We start from the raw sequence: 24643 nt of genomic DNA on the forward strand, positions 1-24643 counted from the left end.
TCACCGCGGCGGGAAGCGCGGTCGGGCAGCCGCATGGCGATCCTTTTTAACGGAGTGTTCGAATGAGACATGTGTGGCGTTGGTTCGGCCCGGTCGACAAGGTGACGATCGCGGATGCGCGTCAAGCCGGGGCGCAAGGCATCGTCTCGGCCCTTCACCACGTTCCTCACGGCGCCGTCTGGCTGCCCGCCGAAATCGAAAGACGTCAGCGCGAAGTCGCGTCTTTGCCGGATGGAAGCGCAAGCGATCTGAACTGGGAGATTGTCGAGAGCCTGCCGGTTTCCGAAGCGATCAAGACGCAGGTCGGCGAATGGCGCAGCCATATTGCCAATTACAAGACATCGTTGGAAAACCTGGCGCGGGCCGGCATTTCGGTCATCTGCTACAATTTCATGCCCGTGCTCGATTGGACCCGCACCGATCTCGCCTGGCGCCTGCCGCATGGCGGCACCACCATGCGCTTCGATCTGATCGACTTCGCCGCATTCGACATCCAAATCCTGAAACGCCAAGGGGCACTCGGCGATTACACACCGGAGATCGTCTCCGAGGCGGAGCGGCGATACGCGCAGATGGATGACCTTGCGCGGAAGATTCTGGCAAAAAGCGTCAATTCCGGCCTGCCCGGCTCGACCGAAGACACGTCTCTCGACGGTCTCGCGGCTCAACTCTCAAGTTACGACCGCATCGACGCAACAACCCTGCGCGAACATTTCGTCGATTTCCTGGCGGAGGTCGTGCCTACGGCCGAACGCCTCGGCCTGCGTCTCTGCTGCCACCCCGATGATCCGCCGTTTCCGCTGCTGGGCCTGCCGCGCGTGATGTCGACCGAGGCCGACTACAGGTATATTCTGGACGCAGTCGACAGTCCGGCCAACGGAGCGACACTGTGCACGGGATCGCTCGGCGCAAGACCGGATAATGATCTGCCCGCCATGATCGAGCGGATGGGACCAAAAATCCACTTCGCGCATCTGCGCAATGTGCGCAAGGAAGCGGCCGGCACCCCCTGCTCGTTCCACGAGGACGAGCACCTTGCCGGCGACACCGACATGGTGGCGGTGGTGGCGGCCCTGCTTCAAGAGGAAGCGCGGCGCAAGAAGGCAGGCCGCCCGGACGCCGTCATCCCGATGCGCCCCGACCATGGCCAGGATATCCTCGATGACCTGACGCGTGGGGCCCAGCCCGGCTATCCGGCCATCGGTCGGCTCAAGGGATTGGCCGAACTCCGCGGCGTGGAACATGCCATTCGCAACTCGACATCAGGCGAGCCGATCTCCACCTCTGCCCCATAGTCTGGAGAAGGGCACAGGGCGGTTCGCAACCGGTACTCGTTAAATATGCCATCAGATTCGACCATTGGGTGTTCCGCAGCCCGCCTCCGGCACGATGGCACCTTTCCACCTTATTGCGCGGACTTGTGTATAATAGCAGTTTGCGGTTTGAGACCGATTGCAATCCGTTAGCTTGCGCTAGTTATTGCTCTATCCACAGCCGGTGTTGAAAGGAATTCCAGGCAGCGGTTGTGAATTCATATCCTGGGAGGAAATCACGATGAGAAAATTCGCCGCCGCTCTGGCCGCCGCCGCAGCCGTCACGCTTTATTCGTTGGCCGCGGGCGCGCAAACCTATCCCGAACGCACCGTTACCGTCGTGGTGCCGTTTTCGGCCGGCGGCCCGACCGACACGGTCACGCGCCTCGTCGCGGAAGCCATGTCGAAGGATCTCGGCCAGCAGATCATCGTCGAGAATGTCGGCGGCGCCGGCGGCACACTGGGCGCCGGCCGCGTCGCGAACGCCGAGCCGGACGGCTATACGTTGCTCCTCCACCACATCGGCATGGCGACAAGCGCGACGCTGTACCGAAAGCTCGCATACGACACGCTGAACAGCTTCGAATATGTCGGCCTCGTCACCGAGGTGCCGATGACCATCGTCGGCCGCAAGGACCTCGAGCCGACCGATCTGAAGGGGCTGGTCGACTACGCCAAGGCCAACAAGGATACCGTCACCGTCGCCAATGCCGGTATAGGCGCGGCCTCGCATCTGTGCGGCATGCTGTTCATGAGTGCGATCCGCACGCCGCTGGTCACCGTGCCCTACAAGGGCACCGGACCGGCCATGACCGACCTTCTCGGCGGTCAGGTCGATATCATGTGCGATCAGACGACCAATACCACCAAGCAGATCCAGGGCGGCACGATCAAGGCCTACGCCGTCACCTCGCCGGAACGCCTCGATGTTCTGCCGGATGTCCCGACGACGACGGAAGCCGGTCTCCCTGAGGTGCAGGTCGGCATCTGGCATGGCCTCTACGCGCCCAAGGGCACGCCTGCCGAGGTCACCGAGCGCCTGTCGAAATCGCTTCAGGTCGCGCTGAAGGACCCGAACGTCGCCGCCCGCTTCGCCGAGCTCGGCACCAAGCCGTCGTCCGACGCCGACGCTACGCCGGCCGCGCTGAAGGCCAAGCTGGAAGGCGAGATCGCGCGCTGGAAGCCGATCATCGAAGCCGCCGGCCAGTACGCCGACTGAGGTTTTGAAACGGGGCGCCACCGGCGCCCCGTTTTCGCTTCGGCCCGTTTTCGCACTGCACCGGCGCGCCCGCGGCGCGGGCCTGGGAGGAGGACATGAAGCCTTTCACAATCGACACGACCAACGGCATATGCGCCGCGCTGTTCATCTTTCTAGGCGGATTTTTCGCGTTGCAGTCGCTCGGCCTCGAAATCGGCACCGCCTTCCGCATGGGACCGGGCTATTTTCCCCTGATCCTGGCAATCGTGCTGATCCTGCTTGGCGCCGTCATCCTCATCGAAGCGGTGCGCTTCGAGAGCGAGCCAATCGGCCATATAGCCTGGCGCGGCATGCTGTTCATCCTCCCTGCCCCGATCTTCTTCGGCCTGACCGTGCGCGGCCTCGGCTTCATCCCGTCGATCTTCCTGACGGCGTTGATCGCATCCTTTGCCAGCGGCCGCATGAGGCCGCTGACCGCGCTCGTGCTCTCCGCCGGCCTGACGCTGTTTGCGTTTCTCGTCTTCAGCTATGCGCTCGGCCTGCCGTTCCGGCGCTTCGGCCCGTGGCTGCCCTCATGGCTGGTATTGTGAGGGGCTGAACATGGAACTCCTCGACAACCTCGCGCTCGGCTTTTCGACGGCTACGTCGCTGGCAAACCTCGGTTTCTGCCTGATCGGCGTCCTTCTCGGCACGCTGATCGGCGTCCTGCCCGGCATCGGCGCCACCGCGACCATCGCCATGCTATTGCCGATCACCTTCCAGATCGGCGACCCGGTTTCCTCCCTGATCATGCTCGCCGGCATCTATTACGGCGCGCAATATGGCGGCTCGACCACCGCCATCCTCATCAACATGCCCGGCGAATCCTCGTCAGCAGTCACCGCAATCGACGGCTACCAGATGGCCAAGAACGGCCGCGCCGGGGCGGCACTCGCCATCGCGGCGATAGGCTCGTTCTTCGCCGGAACGGTGTCGACCTTCCTCGTCGCCATCTTTGCCCCGCCGCTGACGGCGATCGCGCTCGAATTCGGCGCGGCCGAGTATTTTTCGCTGATGATCGTCGGCCTTGTCTCGTCCGTCGCGCTCGCCCACGGCTCGATTGTCAAGGCGCTGGCGATGGTCGTGCTCGGCCTGCTGCTCGGCCTTGTCGGCACCGACATCTACACCGGCACGCCGCGCTTCACGCTCGGCATCCGCGAATATGCCGACGGGCTGAATTTCGTCGCGGTGGCGGTCGGCGTCTTCGGCGTCGCCGAGATACTGCGCAACCTCGAAAACGAGCACGAGCGCTCCGTAATGATCCGAAGGGTCTCCGGCCTTATGCCGACCCGCGAGGATTTTCGCCGCATGGCGACGCCCATCGTGCGCGGAACGATCATCGGTTCGGCGCTCGGCATCCTGCCGGGAGGCGGTGCGATCCTTGCAGCCTTTGCCTCCTACACGGTCGAAAAGCGCGTATCGAAAAACCCGGGGGAATTCGGTAAGGGCGCCATCGAAGGCGTCGCCGGACCGGAATCGGCCAACAACGCCGGCGCGCAGACCTCCTTCATCCCGATGCTGACGCTCGGCATTCCGGCCAACCCCGTAATGGCGCTGATGATCGGCGCGATGATCATCCAGGGCATTGTGCCCGGCCCCAATGTCGCGATCGAACAGCCGGCGCTGTTTTGGGGCATCATCGCCTCGATGTGGATCGGCAATCTGATGCTGATCATCTTGAACCTGCCGCTGATCGGGCTTTGGGTAAAACTCCTGACCATCCCCTATTACGTTCTCTTCCCGATCATCATGGCCTTCTGCTCGATCGGCGTTTACAGCGTCAACACCAATATCTACGACCTCTACGCCGTCGCCTTCTTCGGCTTCCTCGGCTACCTCCTGACCAAGCTGCGCTGCGAACCCGCGCCGCTGCTGCTCGGCTTCGTGCTCGGCCCGTTGCTCGAGGAAAACCTGCGCCGCGCCATGATTCTCGCGCGCGGCGACCCGACCACCTTCGTGACGAGGCCGATCAGCGCCGGCCTGCTCTTCATCGCGCTCGCCGTGCTCGTCATCGTCTTCCTGCCGGCGGTCAAGAAGAAGCGCGAAGAGGTGTTTGTGGAGGAGAATTAGCGAAAGTCGGCGCCGCGGCCGATGCGGGCGCCGGTTTCCGAATCGAACAGGAAGACAGCGGCGTCCTGGAAAGTGATGCCGATCGGCTCATCCATGTCGTAATGCGCCAATTTATCGGCCTTGACGGTTACGGTGGCCCCACCGAACTGGCAAGTGATCAGGGTATGATCGCTGATCAGTTCCACGGCATAGACCCGCGCCGCGATCTTGCCCTGCGATGGCCCCGTGACCCGGCAGGATTTCGGCGCCGTAGCCTACGAAACGCTCAGCCGCCTGTTCGACGCGCGAGAAGCGGCCCGAACCCCAGATGGGCCGAGACCTACAGGCGCACCCAACCCGTTTTCGACCGGCTCTACCGCCACAGCCAGGCGCTCTACGACGACATCGACGCCCTGGCCGCCGCCACGCGGCCGACGCAACCGTGACGCCTCTCAGCCTTTGGAGCCGCGCCTGCAGCGACAGCCTTGGCAATCACGACGCATCCCGCCTGGAATGCATCGGACGATTGTCTCAGTTGTGGCGGATTTCCGTTCCCAGCACCTTCAGGCACTCGCGAATGAATGCGGCAAGTGCGGTCCAGCCCTTTGCCGAGACCATTGTTCCGTCCACGTAGGCCTCAGTCGGGGACAGATCGATGTAGGTTCCGCCGGCGAGGGTCACTTCCGGCTCGCAGGCAGCCAGCGCACCCACTTTCTTGCCACGCACGACGCCGTCGACCGCGATCAGGATCTGGACGCCATGGCAGATCGTAAAGATCGGCTTCTTGTTTTCGTGGAAATGGCGGACTATCGCCTGCACGCGCTTATCCGTGCGGATGTACTCGGGGCCACGACCGCCCGCGCAATACACGGCATGATATTGTTCGAGCTGTTTTTCCGCCTCCGAAAAGGTCTTGTTCAGCAAAGCATGGTGGCCGGGTTTTTCGGTGTAGGTTTGGTCACCTTCGAAATCGTGAAGCGACGTCTTGATCAGGTCTCCAGCGTTCTTGTCAGGACAGACAACGTGGACGATGTGGCCGACAGCCTCCATTGCCTGCTGATAGACGAAGATCTCGTATTCTTCGGTAAACTCACCGGTCAACATTAGTATTTTCTTGGCTGGCATGGTCGGTTTCCTCGTTTTGTGGATGGAAGGATTTTTGTGAATGGAAGTCCGGCGGGCATTGCACTCGCCCGGCGGCGCGCGTCTCAGAAATGGCAATCCGGGATGTCCCGGGCGTTTACCTGCATGATCAACGATGCATCCAGCTTGACGGCGCCGCTCCCGATGTGGGCGGTGACGGACATCGTGACAGTCTCAATCGAACGCCAGCAGCAAACGATCACGAGAATGCTCGATATGACGGCGCATCGCCTGTTCCGCCGCAGCAGGATCGGAGGCAGCGAAGGCGGCCAGGATGGCCTCATGCTCGTTGAGCGCTTCCTCGGTAACGCGTGAATGGAACATCAGGCGGAAGATGTGGAAGTGCGTGTGCTGGAATGCGAGAGTCTCGCGCACGAGATCATTGTTCGCAAATTCCATGATCCTGTCGTGGAAAATGGCGTCCTGCCGCGCGAAGTTTGAGTAACGCAGGCGTTCATCCTTGCCTTCGCGGCGCGCCATGCCCCCTGCGGACTCCTGAAGCACCGCAAGTTTCGCCTCATCCATCAATGCGGCTGCTTTGGCCGCCCCATGCGGCTCGAGCAGCAGGCGAAGCTCATAAAGTTCGTCAAACCGGCGCTTGGTTATCTGCGGCGCGGCGCGGTAGCCGATCAAATGTGTCTTCAGCACAAGGCCTTCGCCTTCGAGGCGGCCAAGCGCTTCACGGATTGGCGTGTGGGATACATCGAGTTCCTTGACCAGGCTGTCGACGGTGATCCGTGAGCCAGGCGCGATCTTCAGTGACATGAGTTGCGCGAAGATCGCTTCATACACGTCCTCCACCAGGCTGTTGGATCGCTGGATGCGTCCGCTAGCGGGGTCGGCTTCTCGGGCATTGCTTAAGTTCATGACCTGCATCTTTGCCTCTTGACAGGATCACTGGCTAACACGATGCTTCGCTGAATACAATCCTATATCTTATACGATTTAATAGAGGATTTTTTATGGCGGAGCTCGACGAGCTTTCGCCACTCCCAACATCATCGAGGGACGCAGAACATGAGCCTTTTCGCCGCCGTAAGGCTGCCGCGTGAGATCCTCTTCGGGAAGGGCCAGCGCCATATCATTCCAACCGTTGCGGCCAGGCTGGGCCGTCGCGCTCTTGTCTGTACGGACGAGCGCTTTGCCGCAACTGTCTCCTTCGCAGAGATCATGGAGGCGCTCGAGTGCGCATCGATCGATGTGCTGGTGCACGATCGTGTGCTGCCCGATGTGCCACGAGACACGGTTGCCGTCTGCGTAGAGATGGCGCGAGAGTTTGCGCCGGACATGGTGATCGGGATCGGAGGAGGCAGTTGTCTCGACATGGCCAAATGCGCCGCGTTGCTCATCAGCCACGGCGGCCTGCTCCAGGACTACTACGGCGAGTTCAAGGTGCCCGGTCCGACACTGCCGTTGATCGCGGTGCCAACGACAGCCGGCACCGGCTCGGAAGTGACCCCTGTCGCGGTGATCTCCGATCCGGATCGCACCATGAAAGTAGGCATATCCAGCCCGCATCTGATAGCGGCAGCCGCCATCTGCGACCCGGAGCTGACGATGACATGTCCCCCGGGACTGACAGCGATTGCGGGCGCAGACGCGCTGACACATGCGATCGAGGCTTTTACCGCCGTCAGGCGCGGCACTGACCCCACCCTGCCGCAACAGCATGTCTTCATCGGCAAGAGCGCGCTGACCGATCATTTTGCGCTGCTCGCGATCAAGCTGCTTGGCCGCAGTCTCGAGAAGGCATACCGCGACCCCGCCGACGAGGACGCTCGGGCCGAAGTGATGATGGGCGCGCTTGCAGCCGGCTGCGCGTTCGGTACGGCCGGAACTGCGGCGGCGCACGCGGTGCAATATCCGGTCGGAGCCGTTACCCACACCGCGCATGGGCTGGGTGTCGCCACCATGTTGCCGTATGTCATGAAGTACAACCGGGTCGCCGCGGCCGCCGAGATGACCGAGATCGGCCTTGCCCTTGGTCTCGACGGGAGGGACCGGAGTACCGGTGAGATGGCCGACGCGGCGATCGACGAGATCGGCCGGCTGTTTGGAGCGATCGGGATCACGCCTACGCTGGCCAAGCTCGGACTTCCCGCCGACAAGCTCGATTGGACGGCCGAACAGGCGCTCGGCATCGACCGTCTCATCAAGAACAATCCGCGTCCATTCGATCTGGCAGCCATGCGGGGCCTGATCCAGGCTGCCTATGATGGCGACCTCGCCACCTACGTCATGTGAGCAATCGAGGAGCAGGCCATGAACATATCTCATCAGGTGCTGGAGGACGAGCAGGACACTGCCGACTTCCATAGATTTTCCCACGGCTTGTATATCGGCGGCCAATGGAGGCAATCCGCCGACGGCAGGGAAATCCAGGTCGTGGACCCTTCCACCGAGGCGGTAATCGCCGCCGTTCCCGATGCGACAATCGAAGATGCCGCGGCCGCCGTGGAGGCTGCGGCCAAGGCCGCCGATGGCTGGCGCACGACGGCACCCCGCAAGCGTTCCGAAATCCTCAGACGTTGCTTCGAGCTGATGACGCAACGTTCCGAGACGCTGGCAACCCTGATCTCGCTGGAAAACGGCAAGGCACTCCGGGACGCGCGTGGCGAGATCGCCTATGCTGCGGAATTCTTTCGCTGGAATGCCGAGGAAGCCGTTCGCATCACCGGTGAATTCGGAATGGCGCCTTCCGGCACGAACCGGATCGTGGTCGACTACGAGCCCATCGGCATCTGCGTTCTTGTCACACCCTGGAACTTCCCTGCCGCCATGGCGACGCGCAAGATCGCGCCCGCCTTGGCTGCCGGATGCACGGTAATTTTGAAGCCAGCCAGCGAGACCCCGCTCACGGCCTACGCGCTTGCCGCGCTCTACCAGGAAGCAGGCGTTCCGCCAGGTGTGGTGAACGTTCTGACAACATCCAATCCCGGCCCTGTGACGGCCGCGCTGCTGGCCGATCCGCGGGTGAGGAAACTCTCCTTTACCGGCTCGACGGGTGTAGGGCGCGTTCTGCTGGCCGAGGCCGCAAAGCACGTGGTTTCGTGTTCGATGGAACTTGGCGGCAACGCGCCATTCCTTGTGTTCGATGACGCGGACCTTGACGCGGCGGTCGATGGGGCGATGGTGGCGAAGATGCGCAACGCCGGCGAAGCCTGCACGGCTGCAAACCGCATCTATGTCCAGTCTGGCGTTTACGATGCCTTTGGCGAATGCCTCGCCAGGCGGATGTCGGCACTCAAGATCGGCGCTGGTACGGACGCAGCCACTGAGTGCGGCCCGATGATCACCAGGAAGGCCGTCGACAAGATCGACCGTCTGGTCAACGATGCTGTCGCCCGTGGCGCGCGGGTGCTGTGCGGGGGCAAGGCAGGCTCGGGAACGGGATACTATTATCCGCCGACCGTGCTCTGCGACGTCCCGGCCGAGGCGGAGATGGCGCACAAGGAAATTTTTGGGCCGGTGGCGCCGATCTCGAAATTCGAAACGGAAGCCGAAATCATCGCGCGCGCCAACGACACCGAATACGGCCTTGCCGCCTACATCTACACGCGCGATCTTGCGCGTGGAATGCGGGTGGCATCCAAGATCGAAGCCGGGATGATCGCTCTCAACCGCGGTTTGATGTCCGATCCGGCAGCGCCCTTCGGCGGGGTGAAGCAGAGCGGCCTCGGCCGCGAGGGCGGCCAGCATCACGGCATTGCCGAGTTCATGGAGGCGAAATACCTCGCCATCAGCATCTGAGCGGAGGAAGAGTGCAAAGCGATCCGTTTCGCATCCGCGACCACGTCGCGGATTTTGACCAAATCGTGCAGGACATCGTTCACCGCAGCGAGGCCGTTCGCGCAACCATTCCAATGACTGCCGACGTTGCCTATGGGCCGGATCAGACCGAAACCATCGACCTGTTCTTTCCCTCGGGCAAAAGAAGCGGCCTGCCGGTGCACATGTTTATCCATGGCGGCTACTGGAGAATGTTCTCCAAGCGCGACTACTCATACGTGGCGACGACGATTACCCAGGCCGGTGCGATTGCCGCTATCGTCGACTATGCTCTGATGCCCAAGGTCAGAATGGCTACGATCGTCGACCAGGTGCGCCGCGCCAAGCAGTGGGTTCTGGCCCATATCGCCGACCACGGCGGAAACCCGGCAGAGCTGACTGTCAGCGGCCATTCGGCTGGAGCACATCTTTCTACGTTTTTGTTCAACAGCGAGAATACCCCATCGAATGTGCGGGCAGTCCTTCTGCTCGGCGGGCTCTACGATTTGAAACCGCTCCAGAACTCCTTTCTCGCCAACGAGATTGGAATCACCGATGAGGAAGTCGCCATGTTTACACCTCTTGCCTATCGGCATGATCCTCAAACCAGGGCGACGGTTCTGGTCGGAGCCAATGAGACGCCGCCTTTCCATCAGCAAGCAGATCGATTCGAAGAGAACCTGCTGCAGCAGGGTTCGCTGGCAACGTCGCTTGTTCTCACGAACCGCAACCACATGGACAGTGTCAGAGATCTCGGCGTGCCTGAGAGCCAGGCGGGTGATTGCCTGACGAAACTGATTGCCAACGACCGCCGCTAACCCTCCCAGCAGACATGCCGGCCATCACCACGGCGGCTTAACCGCAATGCCGTCTGCTGCACGCCTCAGCGAGGGAAAAGAACCTCACCCATTCCAAGCACCGCGTTGTCGCCGCCATATTTTTGCGGCGCATTGCCCAGAAGCGGCCGTTTCAAAATACCATCGGCGATCAGATGGCGATCGATGATGGCGGCGAAAACGCTCTCTGGCGCGCCGCATTCGACGAAGCTCGGCGACAGACTTCTCGGCGCGCGATCGAGAAGGATCGAACCGCGACGCATCAGATAGCCGGGCATCTCGCCGGTGCCGCCGGCCACCACCAGCGTGCCGGCGATCATGCGGCTGCCGGCATGGTCGCCTGAGCCTTTCAGCACCGCGATCAGGCCGCGCCGCATGCGGTCGGCGGAAAAAGCGCCGGCTTTGCCCCTGACGATCAGCACGCCGCCATTCATGCCGGCCAGTTCCCCGGCGAGCGGCGCCCCAAGGTGATCACCGGCGTTGCCTGTTATTTCAAGCCTGCCGCCGCGCATGCCGGAGCCGGCATGCGGACCGGCATTGCCTTCGACCGTGAGTTTGCCGCCGCGCATGGCACGCCCGGCCTGGGCGCCGGCATTACCGGCGACGCGAACCGAACCGCCCCGCATGCCTTCCGCCACGCGGTCGAGGCGCGCGCTTCCACCTTCGAACACGATGTCCAGCGGATCGTTGCCGGCGACGCGAAAGATATCGCCGACCTTCGATCCATGCTTCGACATGCCGATCTGGACTTTTTCGATATCGCGCTTTTCCATCCCGGCAAGCCGCTCCGGCGTCAGCGGTGACAGGTCAAGGCGCTCGGCCGGCTCGGCGACAAGGGTGAAGGTCAGCGCCTTCATGGCAGCATATCCTTCAGCGAATAGATGAACTTGCCGAGCTTGCCGCCGTAATTGCCGGCGCTTATGCGAACCGCGCCTCGCTTCGGCCCAAGCTCGATGACTGCCTTGATGCCGGCCTTCATCGCGGCGGCAACGGCATCGTTGGTCTCGCCGTCGATGACGATTTCCAGAACGGCGTTGATGTCGGGTCCGAGCTCACTCCTGACAACACCGCGCAGTGTCGGCGCGTAGGCTTCGTTGGCCGAGGCGATCATGCCCTTGTATTTACCACCGATCTTGGAACCCGAACGGGCGATGCCGCCCGGAAACGGCACGATCGCGCCGGACACCAGGCCTATCGCGGCAACCGCTGCCTCGGCAGCAATCAAGGCCTTGGCGCTGCTTTCAGCCATGACGAAGAAATTGCCGCCGCCGACGGCACCCTTCGTCAGCCCGGTCGTTGCTTCGCACAGGAATTCGCCGTCCATTACGGGAACGCGCCAAAAATGCCTGCCGCCGATTTTCTTGGAGATCTGCCAGCCGTCGCCGAAATAACGCAGCGCCGAACCGAGCTTCAAATCGGCGCTGCCCTCCAGTCCGGCGAAGCAGGCGGAACCCGGCGAGGTCAAAACACACTGGCCGACGCGATTGAGCAGCTGTTTCTGCAGCTCGTCTGTTCCCATCGCGAAAATCATCACGCGGCAGCCGGGCCGGCCATCCGGTGTGGCCGATGGCGGCAGTTCGACATCGATTGCCGCTTCGCAGCCGCACGCGATCACCGAGGTGGCAAAGCCGGTCATCGTGATCGCCGCCTGCCGCGCCCATTTCCGGTTCGGCGCGGTGATGATGATGGCGGTCGCGCGCATGCCGAAGGCCTCGGCAAAGGTATCGTCAACCGTTATGCCATTTACGCTCACATTCGGCATGCAACCTCGCCGAACGGCTGTTCGCGCGCTATCGCGGAATCCGGGAAATTGAACCAGTCCAGCGACAGGCCGTAGCGCTGCTGGTGATAGTCTTCCAGACGCCGCACCATCGCCTTATCCGGCGACGGATTGAGCCTGAGCGCCTTGCCCCAACGGTAATGGGTGATCTCCCCATCCTGCACGACGAGATCGCCATCCTTGAAGACATACGCCGCCTGCCCCAGCATTTTCGCGATATTCCCGTCCCTGCGGTAGACAGCGACATCGGCTATGGCGCCGGCGCCAAGATGGCCCCGGTCTGTTAGCCCGAGCAGCTTGGCTGGGGCCGCGCGCGTCATGATGGCAATTTCCTCGAACGTGTATTCGCGGTCGATTGCAGCCAGGGTGGAGAGCGCCATGGCGGAAGGTGAAAGCCCGGCAATCATTTCGGTGCGCGCTTCCCGGCTCATCAGCAGCTCGAACAGAGCCGGGTAGACGGTAAACGGCGCGCCGTTCGGATGGTCGGTGGTGAAGAAGACACGCCAGGGATCGTCGATCAGGAGAAAAAGCTCGAGCCCGATCGCCCACTGCATCGCGCCATAGAAATCCTTGCCATAGCTGTAGGGCACGATGCCGCCGCCATTGCCGTCGCCGTCATGAATGACGGATTTCTTCGGGCTCGCACTGCCACGCGCCGAAAACTGCCGCATCACGTCGGAGGAGACGGTGACCGTTTGGCCGAACATCACCTGGCCGATGTCGATGGTGACTTCCGGCGTCGCATTGACCAGTTCGGCAAGACGCGCCGCGGCCGAGGAAAACCTGCGCTTGCCTTCCGTGCCGTAGCCATAGAACTGGAGATGGGCGAGGTGCAGCGGCAATCCTTCCGCCGCCGCCATCGTCGCGGCCGCCGTATCCGCCGATCCAGGGCTGCCCAGATTGTTGCAATGGACATGCAGAGGGTGCGGGACGCCAAGACTGTCGACGGCTGCCTGCAGCGTCTTGACGATCTTGCGCGAACTGACGCCGTAGGAAGGCACCACATCGTCCAGCGAGAAGGTGCGGACGTTTTCCTTGAAGGCGGCCGCCGCACCGGCGTTGATCACCTTGACCCCAAGCGCCCGCGTCGAGGCGACCGTCCAGGCGACATAGTCCTCGATCATCGTTGAGGGGGCATCGTCGCGGATCATCGACAGCAGGAAATCGTCGTTGCCGAGAATGGCGAGCGTCGCCTTGTCGATGATCGGGATGTCGGCCAGTTCGAGATGGGTGTGAAGTGCGGCTCCCGGCGACATCGCCGGCTCGACGACCGTGGTGAAGCCCATCTTGGCGTAAAGACAGCCGGTCTGGAAGGTCGACCAGCCGGCGTTGGAGAGCGGCGTCGTCGCCGGCCGCGCCTGATGCGCGGCATGCTGTTCCGGCAAGAGCAGCCGTGCCGTGTTCACGTTGCCGCCGCCGATGTGGGAATGGATGTCGATGGCGCCCGCCATGACGATGCAGCCGGCAGCGTCGATGGTCCGGTCGGGAGCGCTCCCCGCCGGGGCCGCAACGATCTTGTCGTCCCTGATCCAGAGGTCGCCCTTGCCGAGACGGCCGTTGACCGGATCGATAATGTCGCCGTCCGCGATTTTCGTCAGCATGGCAACGCGGCCTCGGAGGAGACATGACTGGCGACCAGGCGGATGACAGTCGCAGCGGAGGGCAGTTCGGACGCCGCTTGCGCATCGATCGATCTCAGCGAACCGGTGCGGCTGGAATAGACCACCGCCTCGTGATCGACGCCCGCCTCGCCGATGGCGATGGTTACAGCAGCACCCGCTATCGGCTCCTGCGTTTTCGCCAGCACAATCAGCGCCATGCGGTTCTTTTTCTTCTGCGGCTGGACAATTGAGGAAGAGATCCTCAGGTGCAGGTCGGCTTCGCCGGCAGCGATCATACGCGCGACATCGTAACGCCAGGGATCGAATTCCGGGAAGCCGCGCGCAAAGCCGGTGCGCAGCGGAAAACCCGTCATCCAGGTCGAGGCGAGCGCGCTTCCCCACCCGTTTTCGCTCGCGGGCAGATGCAGGCCAGACGCGCGCGATTTGCGGTTGAGGTCGGCGATCAGTCCTTGCAGCATCTCCAGCGCCAGCCCTTCGGTCGCGTCGCCTGAAAACAGGAAGACGGGAAAATGCGCAGCCTCCAGGGCTTTGGCGAAATCGTCGAAATTCGACACTGGTTGCGATGTCTGACGCCCCCGGCTCTGCGCCCTAAGCACCGCCAGCGTAGCGCCGAGGCTTGCCTCGCCGCAGGAGAGTAGCGTCGCCGTCCGCCCGTTGCTCAATCGCGGCGCGGACGTTTCGTTCGACCCGACCAGAAAGAATTCGCGTTGATTCTTGGCCGAAAGATCGGGAACCGTCTCAGCAAGCTCGCCGACAAATTCATGATGGATTTGCGGGAGTTCGCCCACAATCACCACGACATCGGCGCGCCGGCGCGTCTCGCCGGGCGCAACGGTCATCGCGCCTTTGTCGGTAAAAAGCGCGGTCTCCCGGGAAACTGCCGCGCCATCGGCATGATCATATGCCGCGCCAACTAGCTCAGCCAGCGCGATCGCCGCCCTGGTGCCGTGTATGTCCGTATCCAAGCTGAAAACCGGGCACCGGCTTGACCCCAACAGCGCGGCGGCATGTGCAGCCGCGCGCTCGACCAGCGTTTCCCGGTTGCCGATCCAAGCAACCGCCATTCACTACGCTACTTTCTGGTGCCGGCCCGATCCTAGACGAAACTGGATTGGCCGTGAACCCCGCCTGTCAGCAGATTAGCGAATGTTTTCTTACGCCATCAACAAATTCCGACCGCGCTTAATCATATTTGATGTAGGCGAAGCGCTGATCGGTCGGTGGAGTGCCTTCCAGCGCGCCGCCTTCCTTTGCCGGCTGCCACTGGACGACATCTTCGATCTTTTTGGCCAACTCGAAGTCTTTGTCGGTCATGCCCTTCGCTGCGTGGTTCGTCAGGCGCACCTCGACCCAGGCATAGGAGGCGGTGATGTCGGGATGGTGCCACGCCGCCTCGGCGAGATGGCCGACCGTGTTGATGACCATCAGCGTCGATTTCCAGCTGTGGGTCTTGTATTTGCGCCGGATCCAGCCGTTCTCGTAGCGCCATTTCGGCAGCTCCTTCTCGAGCCGATCGGCAATCTCGGCTTCCGAATAGACCTTTTCCTTAGCTGTCTCGCTCATCTCGACCTCCGCGAATTGCCCGGTCCGTTTTCGCGCCGGGCCAAAAGAAGATAAAACGAATGCACTCTCTCCGGCTTGCCCCTTCGACGAAAACAGCTATCATGGCGACGGGCACCTAAACTTCCATGATGCGTCTATGATGCACCCATCGGGGGGTAGATGTCGAATTCTGTTACCATACGAGTGCCCGCCCGCCTGCATCTTGGCTTCCTCGATCTCAATGGCGACACCGGACGTCGCTTTGGCAGCGTCGGGCTACCGTTGAGCGAACCCGAAACCGTCGTCACCCTGTCGCGGTCCAGCGAGACCATCGTCGAAGGCACCGAAAGCCGTCGCGCCGGCGAGCATTTGTCGACGCTCTGCAGCCATCTCGGCATTCGCGGCCAGCACGGTCTGGTGGTCGAACAGTCGATCCCGAGCCATGCCGGCCTGGGGTCCGGCACGCAGATCGCCCTTGCCGTCGCCTCGGCGCTGCGCACGCTCCACAACCTGCCTCTCGATATCGGCGGCGACGCGACCCTGCTCGAGCGGGGCGGTCGATCAGGCATCGGCATCGCCAGTTTCGAACGCGGTGGTGTCATTGTCGACGCCGGCAAGGACGACAGCGGCAGGCCGCCGCCGGTCGTGGCGCGCCTGCCGTTTCCGGAAGAGTGGCGCGTCATCATGATCCTCGACCACGGCGGGCATGGACTGCATGGCGATGCCGAGATCGCGGCGTTTCGTTCGCTGCCACCCTTCCCGGCGTCCGGCAGCGGCGAGATCTGCCGGCGGGTGCTGATGGGGATTATGCCGGCTTTGATCGAGCACGACCTTCCAGCCTTCGGCGCCGCCGTCGCCGCGATCCAAATGCTGATCGGCACCCATTTTGCCCCGGCGCAAGGCGGCGTGTTCACCTCCAAGCGGGTCGAGAGGGTGGCCCACGGTCTCAATGAAGCAGGCGCCGTCGGCATCGGCCAGAGTTCGTGGGGACCAACGGGGTTTGCCTTCGCCCCATCGCAAGACGCCGCAGTCAGCTACGTCAGCGCGGTTCAGCAGACCGTTGAAGACGGCATCGAGATCAGGATCGTCAAGGGCAGGAATTCCGGCGCGAAGATCAGTTCGACCAAACTTGATCTCGTCGGCAGCTGACGGCTCCGCAGCACGATAAGGTTCAAGAGGAAAGGCGAGAAATGGCCCGCAAACACATCCTGCACATGCTGACGCCGTTGAAGCATATGAGCCCTTTCGACGTGAACATGGGGCTCGATGCAGGTTTCGACGCCGTCGTCCCCTATGTCGATGTACGCCTTGGCGAGGTGACAGGCCTCGTGCAGGACGCGATCTTTTCGCGCCCGCCCGATGCGGGCGTCGATACCGGCATCTTCATCGCCGGCAAGGACGCCTCGCTGGCGCTAGACATGTTCGACGCAGCGCGAAGAGCGATGGTGCCGCCTTTCCAGGTTTCGGTATTCGCCGATCCGGCCGGCTCATTCACCACGGCCGCGGCGATGGTGGCCAAGGTCGAAAAAGCGCTGGAGAAAAAATTCGAGCGCGGACTGAAAGACACGAGGATCGCTGTTTTCGGCGCCACCGGCGTCGTCGGCTTCTGCACAGCCGTCATCGCCGCCAGGGAAGGCGCCAGGGTCACGCTTGTCGGTCATGACGGCATCGAAAGGGTCGAGCAGATCGCGGCCGAGATCAAAAGCCGATTCAACATCGCCGTAGATGCGGCTGACGGATCGAGCGACGCCCGCAAAACGAAGCTGGTCGAGGCGAGCGAGGTGATCCTGGCGTGTGCCAAGGCTGGCGTCCAGGTGGTTTCGAAAGCCCAGTTGAAAGGCAATGGTCTGCTTATTGCCGCCGACGTCAATGCGGTTCCGCCGGCCGGCATCGAAGGCGTGGCCGTCAATGCCAATGGCGATCCACTCGAAGCGGCAAAAGCTGTCGGCATTGGTCCGCTTGCCATCGGCAACGTGAAATACAAGGTCGAATTCGGCCTCTTCAAAAGAATGATCGAATCCGAAAAAACCGTCACGCTGGATTTCCAGGAAGCATTTTCCCTTGCACGCGAAACCGCCAAATAACGCCGGATCTCTCCTGATCGCGGCGATTTCAGGCAGGGCGCTGGCTGCCGCTGCGCGCCGCGCCGGCTATCGTCCTCTGGTCGCCGATTTCTTTTGCGACACCGACACGGTCGCGCTCGCCGAACGCGCGACGATGCTGCCGGGCGACCTACAGGGCGGCATCGACGGCGAGCGCATCATTGAGACGCTTCGGCAACTGTCTGGAGACGACCAGCCGGTCGCCATTGTCCTGGGCTCGGGCTTCGAGCGGATGACGGAGACCGTAGACGAGGTCGCGCGCCATTTCCCGCTCGTCGGCAATAGCGGCGCCGCGATCCGCAGGATCAAGGACCCGCAATTGCTGGCCGCCGATTGCGCCGAGCTCGGCATCCCGCATCCGGAATTCCGATGGGACCGGCCGGCCAATCCGGAGAACTGGGTGGTCAAGACTGCAGGCGGCGCCGGTGGCGCGCATATCAGACGGGCCGCCGGAGAAACCCCGGCCACCGGCCGCTATTTCCAGCGTTTCGTTCCCGGCCGCAGCATCTCGGCCCTGTTCGTCGGCGACGGCCAAACTGCTGATATCGTCGGTTTCAGCCAACAATGGGCGTCGCCCGCCCCCTCAGCGCCCTACCGCTATGGCGGCGCTGTGCGGTTGAGACGCTTCGATCGCAGGCAGGCGGCGATGATCCGCGGCTGGCTTTCAGCTCTGGCGCGCCGCGCCGGCCTGATTGGATTGTGCAGCGCCGATCTCATTCGCGGACCGGATGGCTACAAGCTCATCGAGATCAATCCGAGGCCAGGCGCCACGCTCGACATTTTCGACGATGCCGACGCGCCTCTGATCGAAGCGCATCTGCGCGCCGCGACAGGCAGGGCTTACCGCCTGCCGCGCTTCGTCGATTCGATGGCATCGATGGTGACCTACGCCGCGACGCCGATCGCCCGGTTTCCATCGGTTGCCTGGCCTGAATGGACTGCCGACCATCAGTCGCCCGGCACTGGTCTGATCGCTGGCGATCCTGTCTGCACCATTTTCGCGCGCGGTCCGAGCGCCGATTTGACCAGGCGGCTCATCAAGGAACAAGCCAGCCGATTGCAACACCAGTGGGAAGGAGACCGGACATGAAAGATGGTTCGGCATTCCTGAATGACAATGCACAGCGCATCATCGACGGCATGATCGGCAACGCCGAACGCCTGCGGATCGCCGTTTCCAGGGGGCCATTGGGCGAGTGCCTGATCGATGCCGGCGCCAAGGCCGCCGGCGGCGTCGAGGCCGGGCTGCGCATGGCGGAGGCCGCGATGGGCGGTCTCGGCAGCATTTCGGTCGGCATGGACCGCGCATCGCAGAAATGGCCATTCACCGTCGAAGTGCGGTCTTCGCAGCCGGTGCTTGCCTGCCTGGGCAGCCAGTATGCGGGCTGGAACCTGTCGAGCCAGGATTATTTCGCCATGGGATCCGGCCCGGCGCGGGCGCTCGCCCGCGTCGAACCGCTGTTCGAAGCCCTTTCCTATCGCGACACCGCCTCATCCGCCGTGCTTATCCTGGAGACGGCCGAACCGCCGCCCCGAGCGATTGTTGAGAAGGTCGGCAAGGCCACCGGGCTGGCAACCGAAAAGCTCACCTTCCTCTACGCGCCGACACAGAGCCTTGCGGGCGGCGTGCAGATCGTTGCGCGCGCGCTCGAGGTTGCCTTGCACAAGACCAACGATCTCAAATTTCCGCTGGAGAACGTCGTCGACGGCATCGGCACGGCGCCTGTCCCCGCCCCCCATCCGGATTTCCTGACCGCCATGGGCAGAACCAACGACGCCATCATCTATGGCGGCAGCGTTCAGCTCTTCGTAAAAGGCTCGGCGAAAGACGCCAGGGAGCTCGCCGAGCAACTGCCGAGCCGCGCCTCGCGGGACCACGGCCACCCCTTCGCCGAGGTGTTCAAGCGATTCAAGGGTGATTTCTATGCCATCGATCCGCTGCTGTTCAGCCCGGCCGAAGTGATCGTCTCGGCGATCGAGACCGGCGATACGTTTCGCGCCGGCGAGCGTGATCTGCAGATGCTCGAACGGAGCCTCGGTTAGACCATGGCGCTGCAATGGATTCATCTATCCGCCTGCCGGGCCGCCCGCTCGCGCCTTCGGTATACCGGTATCCGAGGCGTGACATGATCCCCCGCATCCTGATCGTCAGCGACAATTCGGACGCTCGCGCCAAAGGCCTGGCGGCAAGGCTGGACCGGCGCGGCGCGGTGGTCGCAACCGTGCCGCTGGCGGCGATCGCGTTCGACACCGGCAGCCCGAGCGGACTGTCGATCCCCGGCTTCGACGGCGCGCTGCCCGACGCCGTGCTGGTCCGTTCGATCGCCGCCGGGTCGTTCGAAGCGGTCACCCGCCGCCTCGGCGTGCTGCACGCATTCGGCAAGCTTTCCATTCCGGTGTGGAATTCCGCACAGGCGATAGAACGCTGCGTCGACAAGTCGATGACGACCTTCCTCCTGAAGGATGCCGGCCTGCCGACGCCGCCGACATTCGCGGTCGAGGGACGTGCCATGGCCGAAGCGATCGCCGGACGCGAACTGCCGTTTACGCCGCTTGTGCTGAAGCCGCTGTTCGGCGCACAGGGTCGCGGCATCAGGCTGATCGAAACATTGTCCGATCTCCCCGCGGAGGACGAGGTGAACGGCGTCTACTATCTCCAGCACTACGTGCCGCGTCCCGGCCCTCCTTTCCGCGATTTTCGCGTTTTCGTCTGCGCCGGCGAAGTCCTGGCGATGATGAGCCGCCGCGGCGACGACTGGATCACCAACGTCAATCGCGGGGCAGTGCCCGAGCAGGTTTCAGGGCACGGGGAAACCGAATTAGCGGCGCTGGCAAAAGCCGCCGCCACCGTTATCGGCGCGAATTTCGCCGGCGTCGATATCGTGCCGGCGGCCGACGGCAGGCTGTTCGTGCTGGAGGTCAACAGCATGCCAGCCTGGTCCGGGCTTCAATCGGTCGTCGCGGTGAACATCGCCGATGCGATTGCCGACGCCCTGCTGAAATCGATGACCGATCGCACCGAGGCGGCGGCAGCGCGACCCTATCGCCTCACCGCGCCGGCGAACTCGTGACGAGCCGCTAGCATGGCGCTTTCGCGAGAACGCCTCCGGGCTGCCTACAAGGATTCCTGCCGGATGGAAATCGAGGCGTTGAAACCGGGCAATGTCCATCTGTTCGCCGACGGGCACGGCATGTCCGCCGCCCAGTTCATGACGAGCGCAGAGGTCTCGTCCGCGCCGCTGACCGATCCTCGCCTGCCGGTCGGACAGCGCATGCTGGAAGCGGTCCGCGCGACACGTCTGGCGGTCGCGACCAACACCAATCTCGGTATCATCCTTCTGGCAGGCCCTCTGCTATGCGCCGCCCAAATGACCGGCGGCGCACTACATGACAATCTCGACGCGGTGCTGCGCGCGATGAGCATGGACGATACCAGGGCGGTGTTCGAGGCGATCGTCGCGGCCGCGCCGGGCGGCCTTGGCGAGGCTGCGAACGATGTGCGGCAGGAGCCGAAGGTTCATCTACTCGAAGCCATGCGGGAGGCGGCCGACCGTGACATGATCGCCCGCCAGTATGTTACCGGTTTCGGCGACGTGTTCGGCGTCGGGCTTGCGGCTCTGGAAGCGGCGTTGGCACGCGGGGAAGACGGCATGTGGCCGACGGTGTTCGCCTATATGGCGTTTCTCGCGGGCTTCCCCGACAGTCACGTGGTGCGCAACCATGGCGCTGAAACCGCAAATCAGGCGCGGCAGGAAGCCCTTGCCGTCCAAGCGGCGCTCCATGCCAACGACGACGACGCGTCACGCATTCGTCTGCTGATGGGGCTCGACCGCCGGCTGAAGGCGGACAATGTCAACCCCGGCACCTCGGCCGACCTGACCGTGGCTACTCTTTTAGTCCACACCCTCGGCGTTCAGCTTGCATAATCGCAACGTTGGTGGTTGACTTTCAGGAGCGGAAGCTGGGCTTCCGCGGCTATCCAGCCAACCGGTCCGGATGTCCGGGCGCTGCCAACAAGGATAGCTGTCCATCGAGCGCTCGCTCGGTTTGCGGCGTCTTTGGACACCATAACTGTGTCTTGGAGGAAAATTGGCATGGCAAAGATCTCGAAAGTAATGGTCGGTGAATCGCTGGTAGGAGACGGCAACGAAGTGGCGCATGTCGACCTGCTCATCGGCCCGCGGGGGAGCGCGGTCGAAACGGCATTTTGCAACGCGCTTACCAACAATAAGGACGGTTTTACCTCCCTTTTGGCGGTGATCGCGCCCAATCTTCAGTGCAAGCCCAACACCGTGATGTTCAACAAGGTCACGATCAAGGGCGCTAAACAGGCCGTGCAGATGTTCGGCCCGGCCCAGCATGCGGTTGCAAAGGCCGTGCAGGACGCCGTCGCGGAGGACATCATTCCCGCCAGTGAAGCGGACGATCTGTTCATCTGCGTCGGCGTTTTCATCCATTGGGACGCGGCGGACGACGCCAAGATCCAGAAGTACAATTACGAAGCGACAAAGGAAGCCATCCAACGCGCGGTCTCGGGAACGCCGACGGCCGCCGAAGCCACGGCCCAGCGGGACCAGGTGAAGCATCCGTTCGCGGCTTAGACAAGAGACAGCCCCGCACAGGTAAAACCCTCCGCGGAGCCGGATGGTCTGTTGCGCCGCCTGAAAAAGTTTCTGGGCCTTTAGAGCATCGGACCCAAAACTGCCCTCGGGCCTGATCCGAGGGTTGAGAACCGGTTTTTTGGGAATCCGATGCTCCAGCAAAGAGATAGAGCGGCGAGACGATCGACTTGAGAGTCCGCCGCTCTACAAGGCCCCGTTTCCGAGGCCGAAGTTCGAGGCTACACGAATGTCAGGTGCCAAGCATCGCGAGGTGCCCCGGCGTGAGCGTGCCGTCATGCAGTGAGGTCGCAACCAGCGCCGCGGCGATACCGAGTGACGAAAGGGCGCGAATGTCAGCCTCGTTGCGCACCCCGCCGGCCGCGATCACAGAACGGCTTCCAGCATTCGTCTTGATTGCCTTGAGCCGCGTGAAATCGGGACCGGAGGCGGAACCGACCTTGGCCAATGTCATGACGATCACCTTTTGCGGCCAAAGCTCCGGCTCGTCGAGAAAAGATGCCGGACCGCGAAACCCATCGTCGAAGAAATCCAGCGACAGGATAAGGTCCGGATGATCGCAAAAACGCCGGAACAGCGCGTCGTCCTGCTGCGATTCGGATCCCAGGACTGGGCAAAGCCAGGGTTCGGCAAGTGCTGCCGAAAGTGTTTTCTCGTCGTCGAAGCCGGCATCGACCCAAAGCTCCGGCGGCTCTGCCATCGCCTTCAGCCGGGCAAGCGCGCCGCTGTTTGGCGTTCCGCCTTCGATGGCATCCAGATCGGCGATATAGAAGGTCGGAAAAGGGTGAAGGCCGCGCAGGCCTTCGGCGACCGCGATGACATCGGAACTTTGGCTGAGCGGCGTGATGATCGGCCTGTAGCGATCGCGTTTTCCTTGCAGGGCGCGCACCACTTCGCCGCCTTTCAGGTCGAGAACCGGAATGATACGCAACGCTTTTCTCGCTGACCAACTGTCCCTGTCCGAATGTCTCCTATGATGAAAGCTTGAAGTGTGGAAAAAAGAAAGAGCATCGTTGCCGGCTTTGATATTGGCGGCGCGCATCTGAAGGTGACGCGTGCGGAAGACGGCCGCATCGTCGAGGCAGTAACAATCGCCACGCCGCTTTGGCAAGGGCTCGATACCCTGACCTTGGCATTCGAGGAAACGGCCCCGATTTATGCCGGCGCCGATCTCAACGCATTCACCATGACTGGCGAACTGGCGGACATCTTTCCGTCCCGCGATGCCGGCGTCGCGGCTCTGCTGGATGAGATTTCAACCCGTTTCCCAGGCGAAAAGTTGATCTATGCCGGGCCGTCCGGCTTCGTCGGGGTCGAGCAAGCAACGCGGCTGAGCGCCGATGTCGCCTCCGCCAACTGGCACGCGACAGCGTCGTTGGTGGCGAAACTCGCCGGCGATGCCCTGTTCGTCGATATGGGCTCCACCACCACCGACATTATCGCCGTCAGGAATGGCGCCGTCGCCAATGACGGCTACACCGATGCCGGACGGCTTCTGAGCGGCGAACTGGTCTATACCGGCTTCACTAGGACGTTCCTGTTCGGTGTCGCCTCGTCGGCCCCCGTCCGCGGCAGGCTGACACCACTGATGAACGAGTATTTCGCCTCGATCGCCGACGCGCACCGGATCCTGGGGGTCCTCGATGAGAAGGACGACAGGCACGCTTCCGCCGACGGCAAGGAAAAGACGATCGACGGTTCGGTAGCGCGGCTGGCGCGCATGATCGGGCGCGACGCTGCCGACCTGACGTTGCCGGAATGGCGTGAAGTCGCGCGCTGGTTCAGCGAGCAGCAGTTGCGCAAGATCCACGACGCAGCGTCCCTGATTGCCGGCCTCCTTGCCCAGGATGCGCCGATCGTCGGCGCCGGAACCGGCCGTTGGCAGATCAGACGACTGGCCGAACGCATGGAACGCCGCTTCGTCGATTTCGCTGAAATCATTCCCGCGGATGAGGCCGTTCGCGGCGAAGCGAGCAGCGTGGCACCTGCGTCAGCGGTGGCGCTGATGGCGGGATCTCAATTGTAGGCACTATACTGGTTCAGCCGCGTACCTCATCACCGCTGGACTCCTTGACAGACAGGTGATCGCCGACACGCTGCATCAGCCAGTCCCAGGCTTCCTTTTCGCCCTCGCCGGCGGTCTTTTCGATGGCAATCGAAAGGTAGGCGATTTCCGCCTCGATCTTGTCGCGCGGCAGCATGCTGAGCCGGCTGACCAGGATGGCCAGCTCCAGCACCGCCGCCTTGGCGCGGTTGAAGCCGGTGAACGGCGCATGCGTTTCCTCCTGCACCACGCGGCAGAAATGGCGAGGTCGCATAGCATCGTCATCGACACTTTCGACTTCGAGAACCGAATGCGCGAGTGCTGCTTCGAGCCGCGGCACCGGAAACCCGTCGACCGCAACGGTTGGCCAATGCTTGCGCGCGGTCAGGCAGCCGGCAAAGATACGCACGTCGTCGGTGTAATTGGCGATGGCGAACGGCACTTCAGCGAGATTGTCGAGCGTGATCGACGGCCGGAACGGCGCGATGATCCAGCCGTCCTTCTCGGCGATGATGCCGATCGGCGCGATGTGGACGTCGCCGCTCTTGCTGACAGTGGTGATAATCGATTCGCGAATGTAGGGCATGG

At 62.8% G+C, this 24643-nt stretch carries 25 protein-coding genes; 15 read left to right on the plus strand and 10 right to left on the minus strand.

Annotated features, from left to right (window positions below; translation table 11 throughout):
• The first annotated feature begins 62 nt into the window (after positions 1–62).
• The 4 genes from uxuA (at position 63) to EOA78_RS03165 (ending at position 4620) form a co-directional block, all read left to right on the plus strand.
• Positions 63–1295, plus strand: a complete 1233-nt coding sequence (uxuA, locus tag EOA78_RS03150; protein ID WP_127313842.1) for a mannonate dehydratase — start codon at positions 63–65, stop codon at positions 1293–1295.
• Between the two features lie 259 nt (positions 1296–1554).
• Positions 1555–2532 (plus strand): tripartite tricarboxylate transporter substrate-binding protein, encoded by a 978-nt coding sequence (locus EOA78_RS03155; protein ID WP_127313843.1) that lies wholly within the window; start codon positions 1555–1557, stop codon positions 2530–2532.
• A 95-nt stretch (positions 2533–2627) separates the two neighbouring features.
• Complete coding sequence (locus EOA78_RS03160; protein WP_127313844.1) at positions 2628–3101, plus strand: tripartite tricarboxylate transporter TctB family protein; 474 nt, start codon at positions 2628–2630, stop codon at positions 3099–3101.
• Between the two features lie 10 nt (positions 3102–3111).
• Positions 3112–4620 carry a tripartite tricarboxylate transporter permease gene (locus tag EOA78_RS03165; RefSeq protein WP_127313845.1) on the plus strand — a complete coding sequence of 503 codons (1509 nt, stop codon included), beginning with the start codon at positions 3112–3114 and terminating at the stop codon, positions 4618–4620.
• Here EOA78_RS03165 and EOA78_RS03170 read toward each other — a convergent pair.
• The 3 genes from EOA78_RS03170 to EOA78_RS03185 form a co-directional block, all read right to left on the minus strand.
• Entirely contained in the window at positions 4617–4805 is a 189-nt protein-coding gene (locus EOA78_RS03170) for a hypothetical protein (protein ID WP_127313846.1), read from the minus strand. The genes EOA78_RS03165 and EOA78_RS03170 overlap by 4 nt on opposite strands.
• 325 nt (positions 4806–5130) lie before the next feature.
• The gene (locus EOA78_RS03180) at positions 5131–5724 is read right to left on the minus strand and encodes a DJ-1/PfpI family protein (RefSeq protein ID WP_127313848.1); all 594 of its coding nucleotides are present in this window, start codon (positions 5722–5724) and stop codon (positions 5131–5133) included.
• Between the two features lie 192 nt (positions 5725–5916).
• The gene (locus tag EOA78_RS03185; RefSeq protein ID WP_127313849.1) at positions 5917–6618 is read right to left on the minus strand and encodes a GntR family transcriptional regulator; all 702 of its coding nucleotides are present in this window, start codon (positions 6616–6618) and stop codon (positions 5917–5919) included.
• A gap of 141 nt (positions 6619–6759) precedes the next feature.
• On the opposite strand from EOA78_RS03185, the gene EOA78_RS03190 reads away from it, so the two are divergent.
• From EOA78_RS03190 to EOA78_RS03200, 3 genes are read left to right on the plus strand one after another with little or no spacing between them, the layout of a single operon-like run.
• Entirely contained in the window at positions 6760–7986 is a 1227-nt protein-coding gene (locus EOA78_RS03190; protein WP_127313850.1) for an iron-containing alcohol dehydrogenase, read from the plus strand.
• An 18-nt stretch (positions 7987–8004) separates the two neighbouring features.
• Complete coding sequence (locus tag EOA78_RS03195) at positions 8005–9492, plus strand: NAD-dependent succinate-semialdehyde dehydrogenase (protein ID WP_127313851.1); 1488 nt, start codon at positions 8005–8007, stop codon at positions 9490–9492.
• Positions 9493–9503: 11 nt separating this feature from the next.
• The gene (locus EOA78_RS03200) at positions 9504–10328 is read left to right on the plus strand and encodes an alpha/beta hydrolase (RefSeq protein ID WP_127313852.1); all 825 of its coding nucleotides are present in this window, start codon (positions 9504–9506) and stop codon (positions 10326–10328) included.
• A 65-nt stretch (positions 10329–10393) separates the two neighbouring features.
• On the opposite strand, the gene EOA78_RS03205 is transcribed toward EOA78_RS03200, so the two are convergent.
• The 5 genes from EOA78_RS03205 to EOA78_RS03225 all read right to left on the minus strand — a co-directional run bounded on the left by EOA78_RS03205 (position 10394) and on the right by EOA78_RS03225 (position 15311).
• A complete protein-coding gene (locus EOA78_RS03205; protein WP_127313853.1) occupies positions 10394–11203 on the minus strand; it encodes a formylmethanofuran dehydrogenase subunit C in 810 nt (269 codons plus the stop codon).
• Positions 11200–12108, minus strand: a complete 909-nt coding sequence (fhcD, locus tag EOA78_RS03210; protein WP_127313854.1) for a formylmethanofuran--tetrahydromethanopterin N-formyltransferase — start codon at positions 12106–12108, stop codon at positions 11200–11202. Before fhcD ends, EOA78_RS03205 begins: the two co-directional genes overlap by 4 nt.
• The gene (locus EOA78_RS03215) at positions 12096–13727 is read right to left on the minus strand and encodes a formylmethanofuran dehydrogenase subunit A (RefSeq protein ID WP_127313855.1); all 1632 of its coding nucleotides are present in this window, start codon (positions 13725–13727) and stop codon (positions 12096–12098) included. Before EOA78_RS03215 ends, fhcD begins: the two co-directional genes overlap by 13 nt.
• Entirely contained in the window at positions 13721–14812 is a 1092-nt protein-coding gene (locus tag EOA78_RS03220; RefSeq protein WP_127313856.1) for a tungsten formylmethanofuran dehydrogenase, read from the minus strand. Before EOA78_RS03220 ends, EOA78_RS03215 begins: the two co-directional genes overlap by 7 nt.
• A 118-nt stretch (positions 14813–14930) precedes the next feature.
• Positions 14931–15311 carry a 4a-hydroxytetrahydrobiopterin dehydratase gene (locus EOA78_RS03225; RefSeq protein WP_127313857.1) on the minus strand — a complete coding sequence of 127 codons (381 nt, stop codon included), beginning with the start codon at positions 15309–15311 and terminating at the stop codon, positions 14931–14933.
• Between the two features lie 159 nt (positions 15312–15470).
• On the opposite strand from EOA78_RS03225, the gene EOA78_RS03230 reads away from it, so the two are divergent.
• From EOA78_RS03230 to fae, 7 genes are all read left to right on the plus strand, one after another.
• The gene (locus tag EOA78_RS03230; RefSeq protein WP_127313858.1) at positions 15471–16439 is read left to right on the plus strand and encodes a beta-ribofuranosylaminobenzene 5'-phosphate synthase family protein; all 969 of its coding nucleotides are present in this window, start codon (positions 15471–15473) and stop codon (positions 16437–16439) included.
• A gap of 41 nt (positions 16440–16480) precedes the next feature.
• The gene (locus tag EOA78_RS03235; protein WP_127313859.1) at positions 16481–17374 is read left to right on the plus strand and encodes an NAD(P)-dependent methylenetetrahydromethanopterin dehydrogenase; all 894 of its coding nucleotides are present in this window, start codon (positions 16481–16483) and stop codon (positions 17372–17374) included.
• Positions 17352–18482, plus strand: a complete 1131-nt coding sequence (locus EOA78_RS03240) for an ATP-grasp domain-containing protein (RefSeq protein ID WP_245477291.1) — start codon at positions 17352–17354, stop codon at positions 18480–18482. The genes EOA78_RS03235 and EOA78_RS03240 overlap by 23 nt, the downstream gene beginning before the upstream one ends.
• Positions 18479–19435, plus strand: coding sequence for a methenyltetrahydromethanopterin cyclohydrolase (gene mch / locus EOA78_RS03245; RefSeq protein WP_127313860.1), 957 nt, complete (start codon positions 18479–18481; stop codon positions 19433–19435). The genes EOA78_RS03240 and mch overlap by 4 nt, the downstream gene beginning before the upstream one ends.
• A gap of 83 nt (positions 19436–19518) precedes the next feature.
• Positions 19519–20463 carry a RimK family alpha-L-glutamate ligase gene (locus EOA78_RS03250; RefSeq protein WP_127313861.1) on the plus strand — a complete coding sequence of 315 codons (945 nt, stop codon included), beginning with the start codon at positions 19519–19521 and terminating at the stop codon, positions 20461–20463.
• Between the two features lie 12 nt (positions 20464–20475).
• Positions 20476–21318, plus strand: coding sequence for a triphosphoribosyl-dephospho-CoA synthase (locus tag EOA78_RS03255; RefSeq protein ID WP_127313862.1), 843 nt, complete (start codon positions 20476–20478; stop codon positions 21316–21318).
• A 168-nt stretch (positions 21319–21486) separates the two neighbouring features.
• The gene (gene fae / locus EOA78_RS03260) at positions 21487–21993 is read left to right on the plus strand and encodes a formaldehyde-activating enzyme (protein ID WP_127313863.1); all 507 of its coding nucleotides are present in this window, start codon (positions 21487–21489) and stop codon (positions 21991–21993) included.
• A 250-nt stretch (positions 21994–22243) separates the two neighbouring features.
• Here fae and EOA78_RS03265 read toward each other — a convergent pair whose 3' ends face one another.
• Positions 22244–22942, minus strand: coding sequence for a HisA/HisF-related TIM barrel protein (locus tag EOA78_RS03265; RefSeq protein ID WP_245477298.1), 699 nt, complete (start codon positions 22940–22942; stop codon positions 22244–22246).
• A 60-nt stretch (positions 22943–23002) separates the two neighbouring features.
• Between EOA78_RS03265 and EOA78_RS03270 the strand changes: the two genes are divergently transcribed.
• Positions 23003–24037, plus strand: a complete 1035-nt coding sequence (locus EOA78_RS03270; RefSeq protein ID WP_127313865.1) for a hydantoinase/oxoprolinase family protein — start codon at positions 23003–23005, stop codon at positions 24035–24037.
• Positions 24038–24050: 13 nt separating this feature from the next.
• On the opposite strand, the gene EOA78_RS03275 is transcribed toward EOA78_RS03270, so the two are convergent.
• Positions 24051–24641 (minus strand): DUF447 domain-containing protein, encoded by a 591-nt coding sequence (locus tag EOA78_RS03275; RefSeq protein WP_127313866.1) that lies wholly within the window; start codon positions 24639–24641, stop codon positions 24051–24053.
• Positions 24642–24643: the final 2 nt, after the last annotated feature.

Source organism: Mesorhizobium sp. M5C.F.Cr.IN.023.01.1.1, from assembly GCF_003997585.1.
In the GTDB taxonomy this organism is placed as follows: Bacteria; Pseudomonadota; Alphaproteobacteria; order Rhizobiales; family Rhizobiaceae; genus Mesorhizobium; species Mesorhizobium wenxiniae.

What these genes read in the sequence shown, in the direction of transcription:
- uxuA (WP_127313842.1), top strand. Translation starts at nt 63, where the DNA reads ATGAGACATGTGTGGCGTTGGTTCGGCCCGGTCGACAAGGTGACGATC.
- EOA78_RS03155 (WP_127313843.1), top strand. Translation starts at nt 1,555, where the DNA reads ATGAGAAAATTCGCCGCCGCTCTGGCCGCCGCCGCAGCCGTCACGCTT.
- EOA78_RS03160 (WP_127313844.1), top strand. Translation starts at nt 2,628, where the DNA reads ATGAAGCCTTTCACAATCGACACGACCAACGGCATATGCGCCGCGCTG.
- EOA78_RS03165 (WP_127313845.1), top strand. Translation starts at nt 3,112, where the DNA reads ATGGAACTCCTCGACAACCTCGCGCTCGGCTTTTCGACGGCTACGTCG.
- EOA78_RS03180 (WP_127313848.1), bottom strand. Translation starts at nt 5,724, where the DNA reads ATGCCAGCCAAGAAAATACTAATGTTGACCGGTGAGTTTACCGAAGAA.
- EOA78_RS03185 (WP_127313849.1), bottom strand. Translation starts at nt 6,618, where the DNA reads ATGCAGGTCATGAACTTAAGCAATGCCCGAGAAGCCGACCCCGCTAGC.
- EOA78_RS03190 (WP_127313850.1), top strand. Translation starts at nt 6,760, where the DNA reads ATGAGCCTTTTCGCCGCCGTAAGGCTGCCGCGTGAGATCCTCTTCGGG.
- EOA78_RS03195 (WP_127313851.1), top strand. Translation starts at nt 8,005, where the DNA reads ATGAACATATCTCATCAGGTGCTGGAGGACGAGCAGGACACTGCCGAC.
- EOA78_RS03205 (WP_127313853.1), bottom strand. Translation starts at nt 11,203, where the DNA reads ATGAAGGCGCTGACCTTCACCCTTGTCGCCGAGCCGGCCGAGCGCCTT.
- fhcD (WP_127313854.1), bottom strand. Translation starts at nt 12,108, where the DNA reads ATGCCGAATGTGAGCGTAAATGGCATAACGGTTGACGATACCTTTGCC.
- EOA78_RS03215 (WP_127313855.1), bottom strand. Translation starts at nt 13,727, where the DNA reads ATGCTGACGAAAATCGCGGACGGCGACATTATCGATCCGGTCAACGGC.
- EOA78_RS03220 (WP_127313856.1), bottom strand. Translation starts at nt 14,812, where the DNA reads ATGGCGGTTGCTTGGATCGGCAACCGGGAAACGCTGGTCGAGCGCGCG.
- EOA78_RS03225 (WP_127313857.1), bottom strand. Translation starts at nt 15,311, where the DNA reads ATGAGCGAGACAGCTAAGGAAAAGGTCTATTCGGAAGCCGAGATTGCC.
- EOA78_RS03230 (WP_127313858.1), top strand. Translation starts at nt 15,471, where the DNA reads ATGTCGAATTCTGTTACCATACGAGTGCCCGCCCGCCTGCATCTTGGC.
- EOA78_RS03235 (WP_127313859.1), top strand. Translation starts at nt 16,481, where the DNA reads ATGGCCCGCAAACACATCCTGCACATGCTGACGCCGTTGAAGCATATG.
- mch (WP_127313860.1), top strand. Translation starts at nt 18,479, where the DNA reads ATGAAAGATGGTTCGGCATTCCTGAATGACAATGCACAGCGCATCATC.
- EOA78_RS03250 (WP_127313861.1), top strand. Translation starts at nt 19,519, where the DNA reads ATGATCCCCCGCATCCTGATCGTCAGCGACAATTCGGACGCTCGCGCC.
- EOA78_RS03255 (WP_127313862.1), top strand. Translation starts at nt 20,476, where the DNA reads ATGGCGCTTTCGCGAGAACGCCTCCGGGCTGCCTACAAGGATTCCTGC.
- fae (WP_127313863.1), top strand. Translation starts at nt 21,487, where the DNA reads ATGGCAAAGATCTCGAAAGTAATGGTCGGTGAATCGCTGGTAGGAGAC.
- EOA78_RS03275 (WP_127313866.1), bottom strand. Translation starts at nt 24,641, where the DNA reads ATGCCCTACATTCGCGAATCGATTATCACCACTGTCAGCAAGAGCGGC.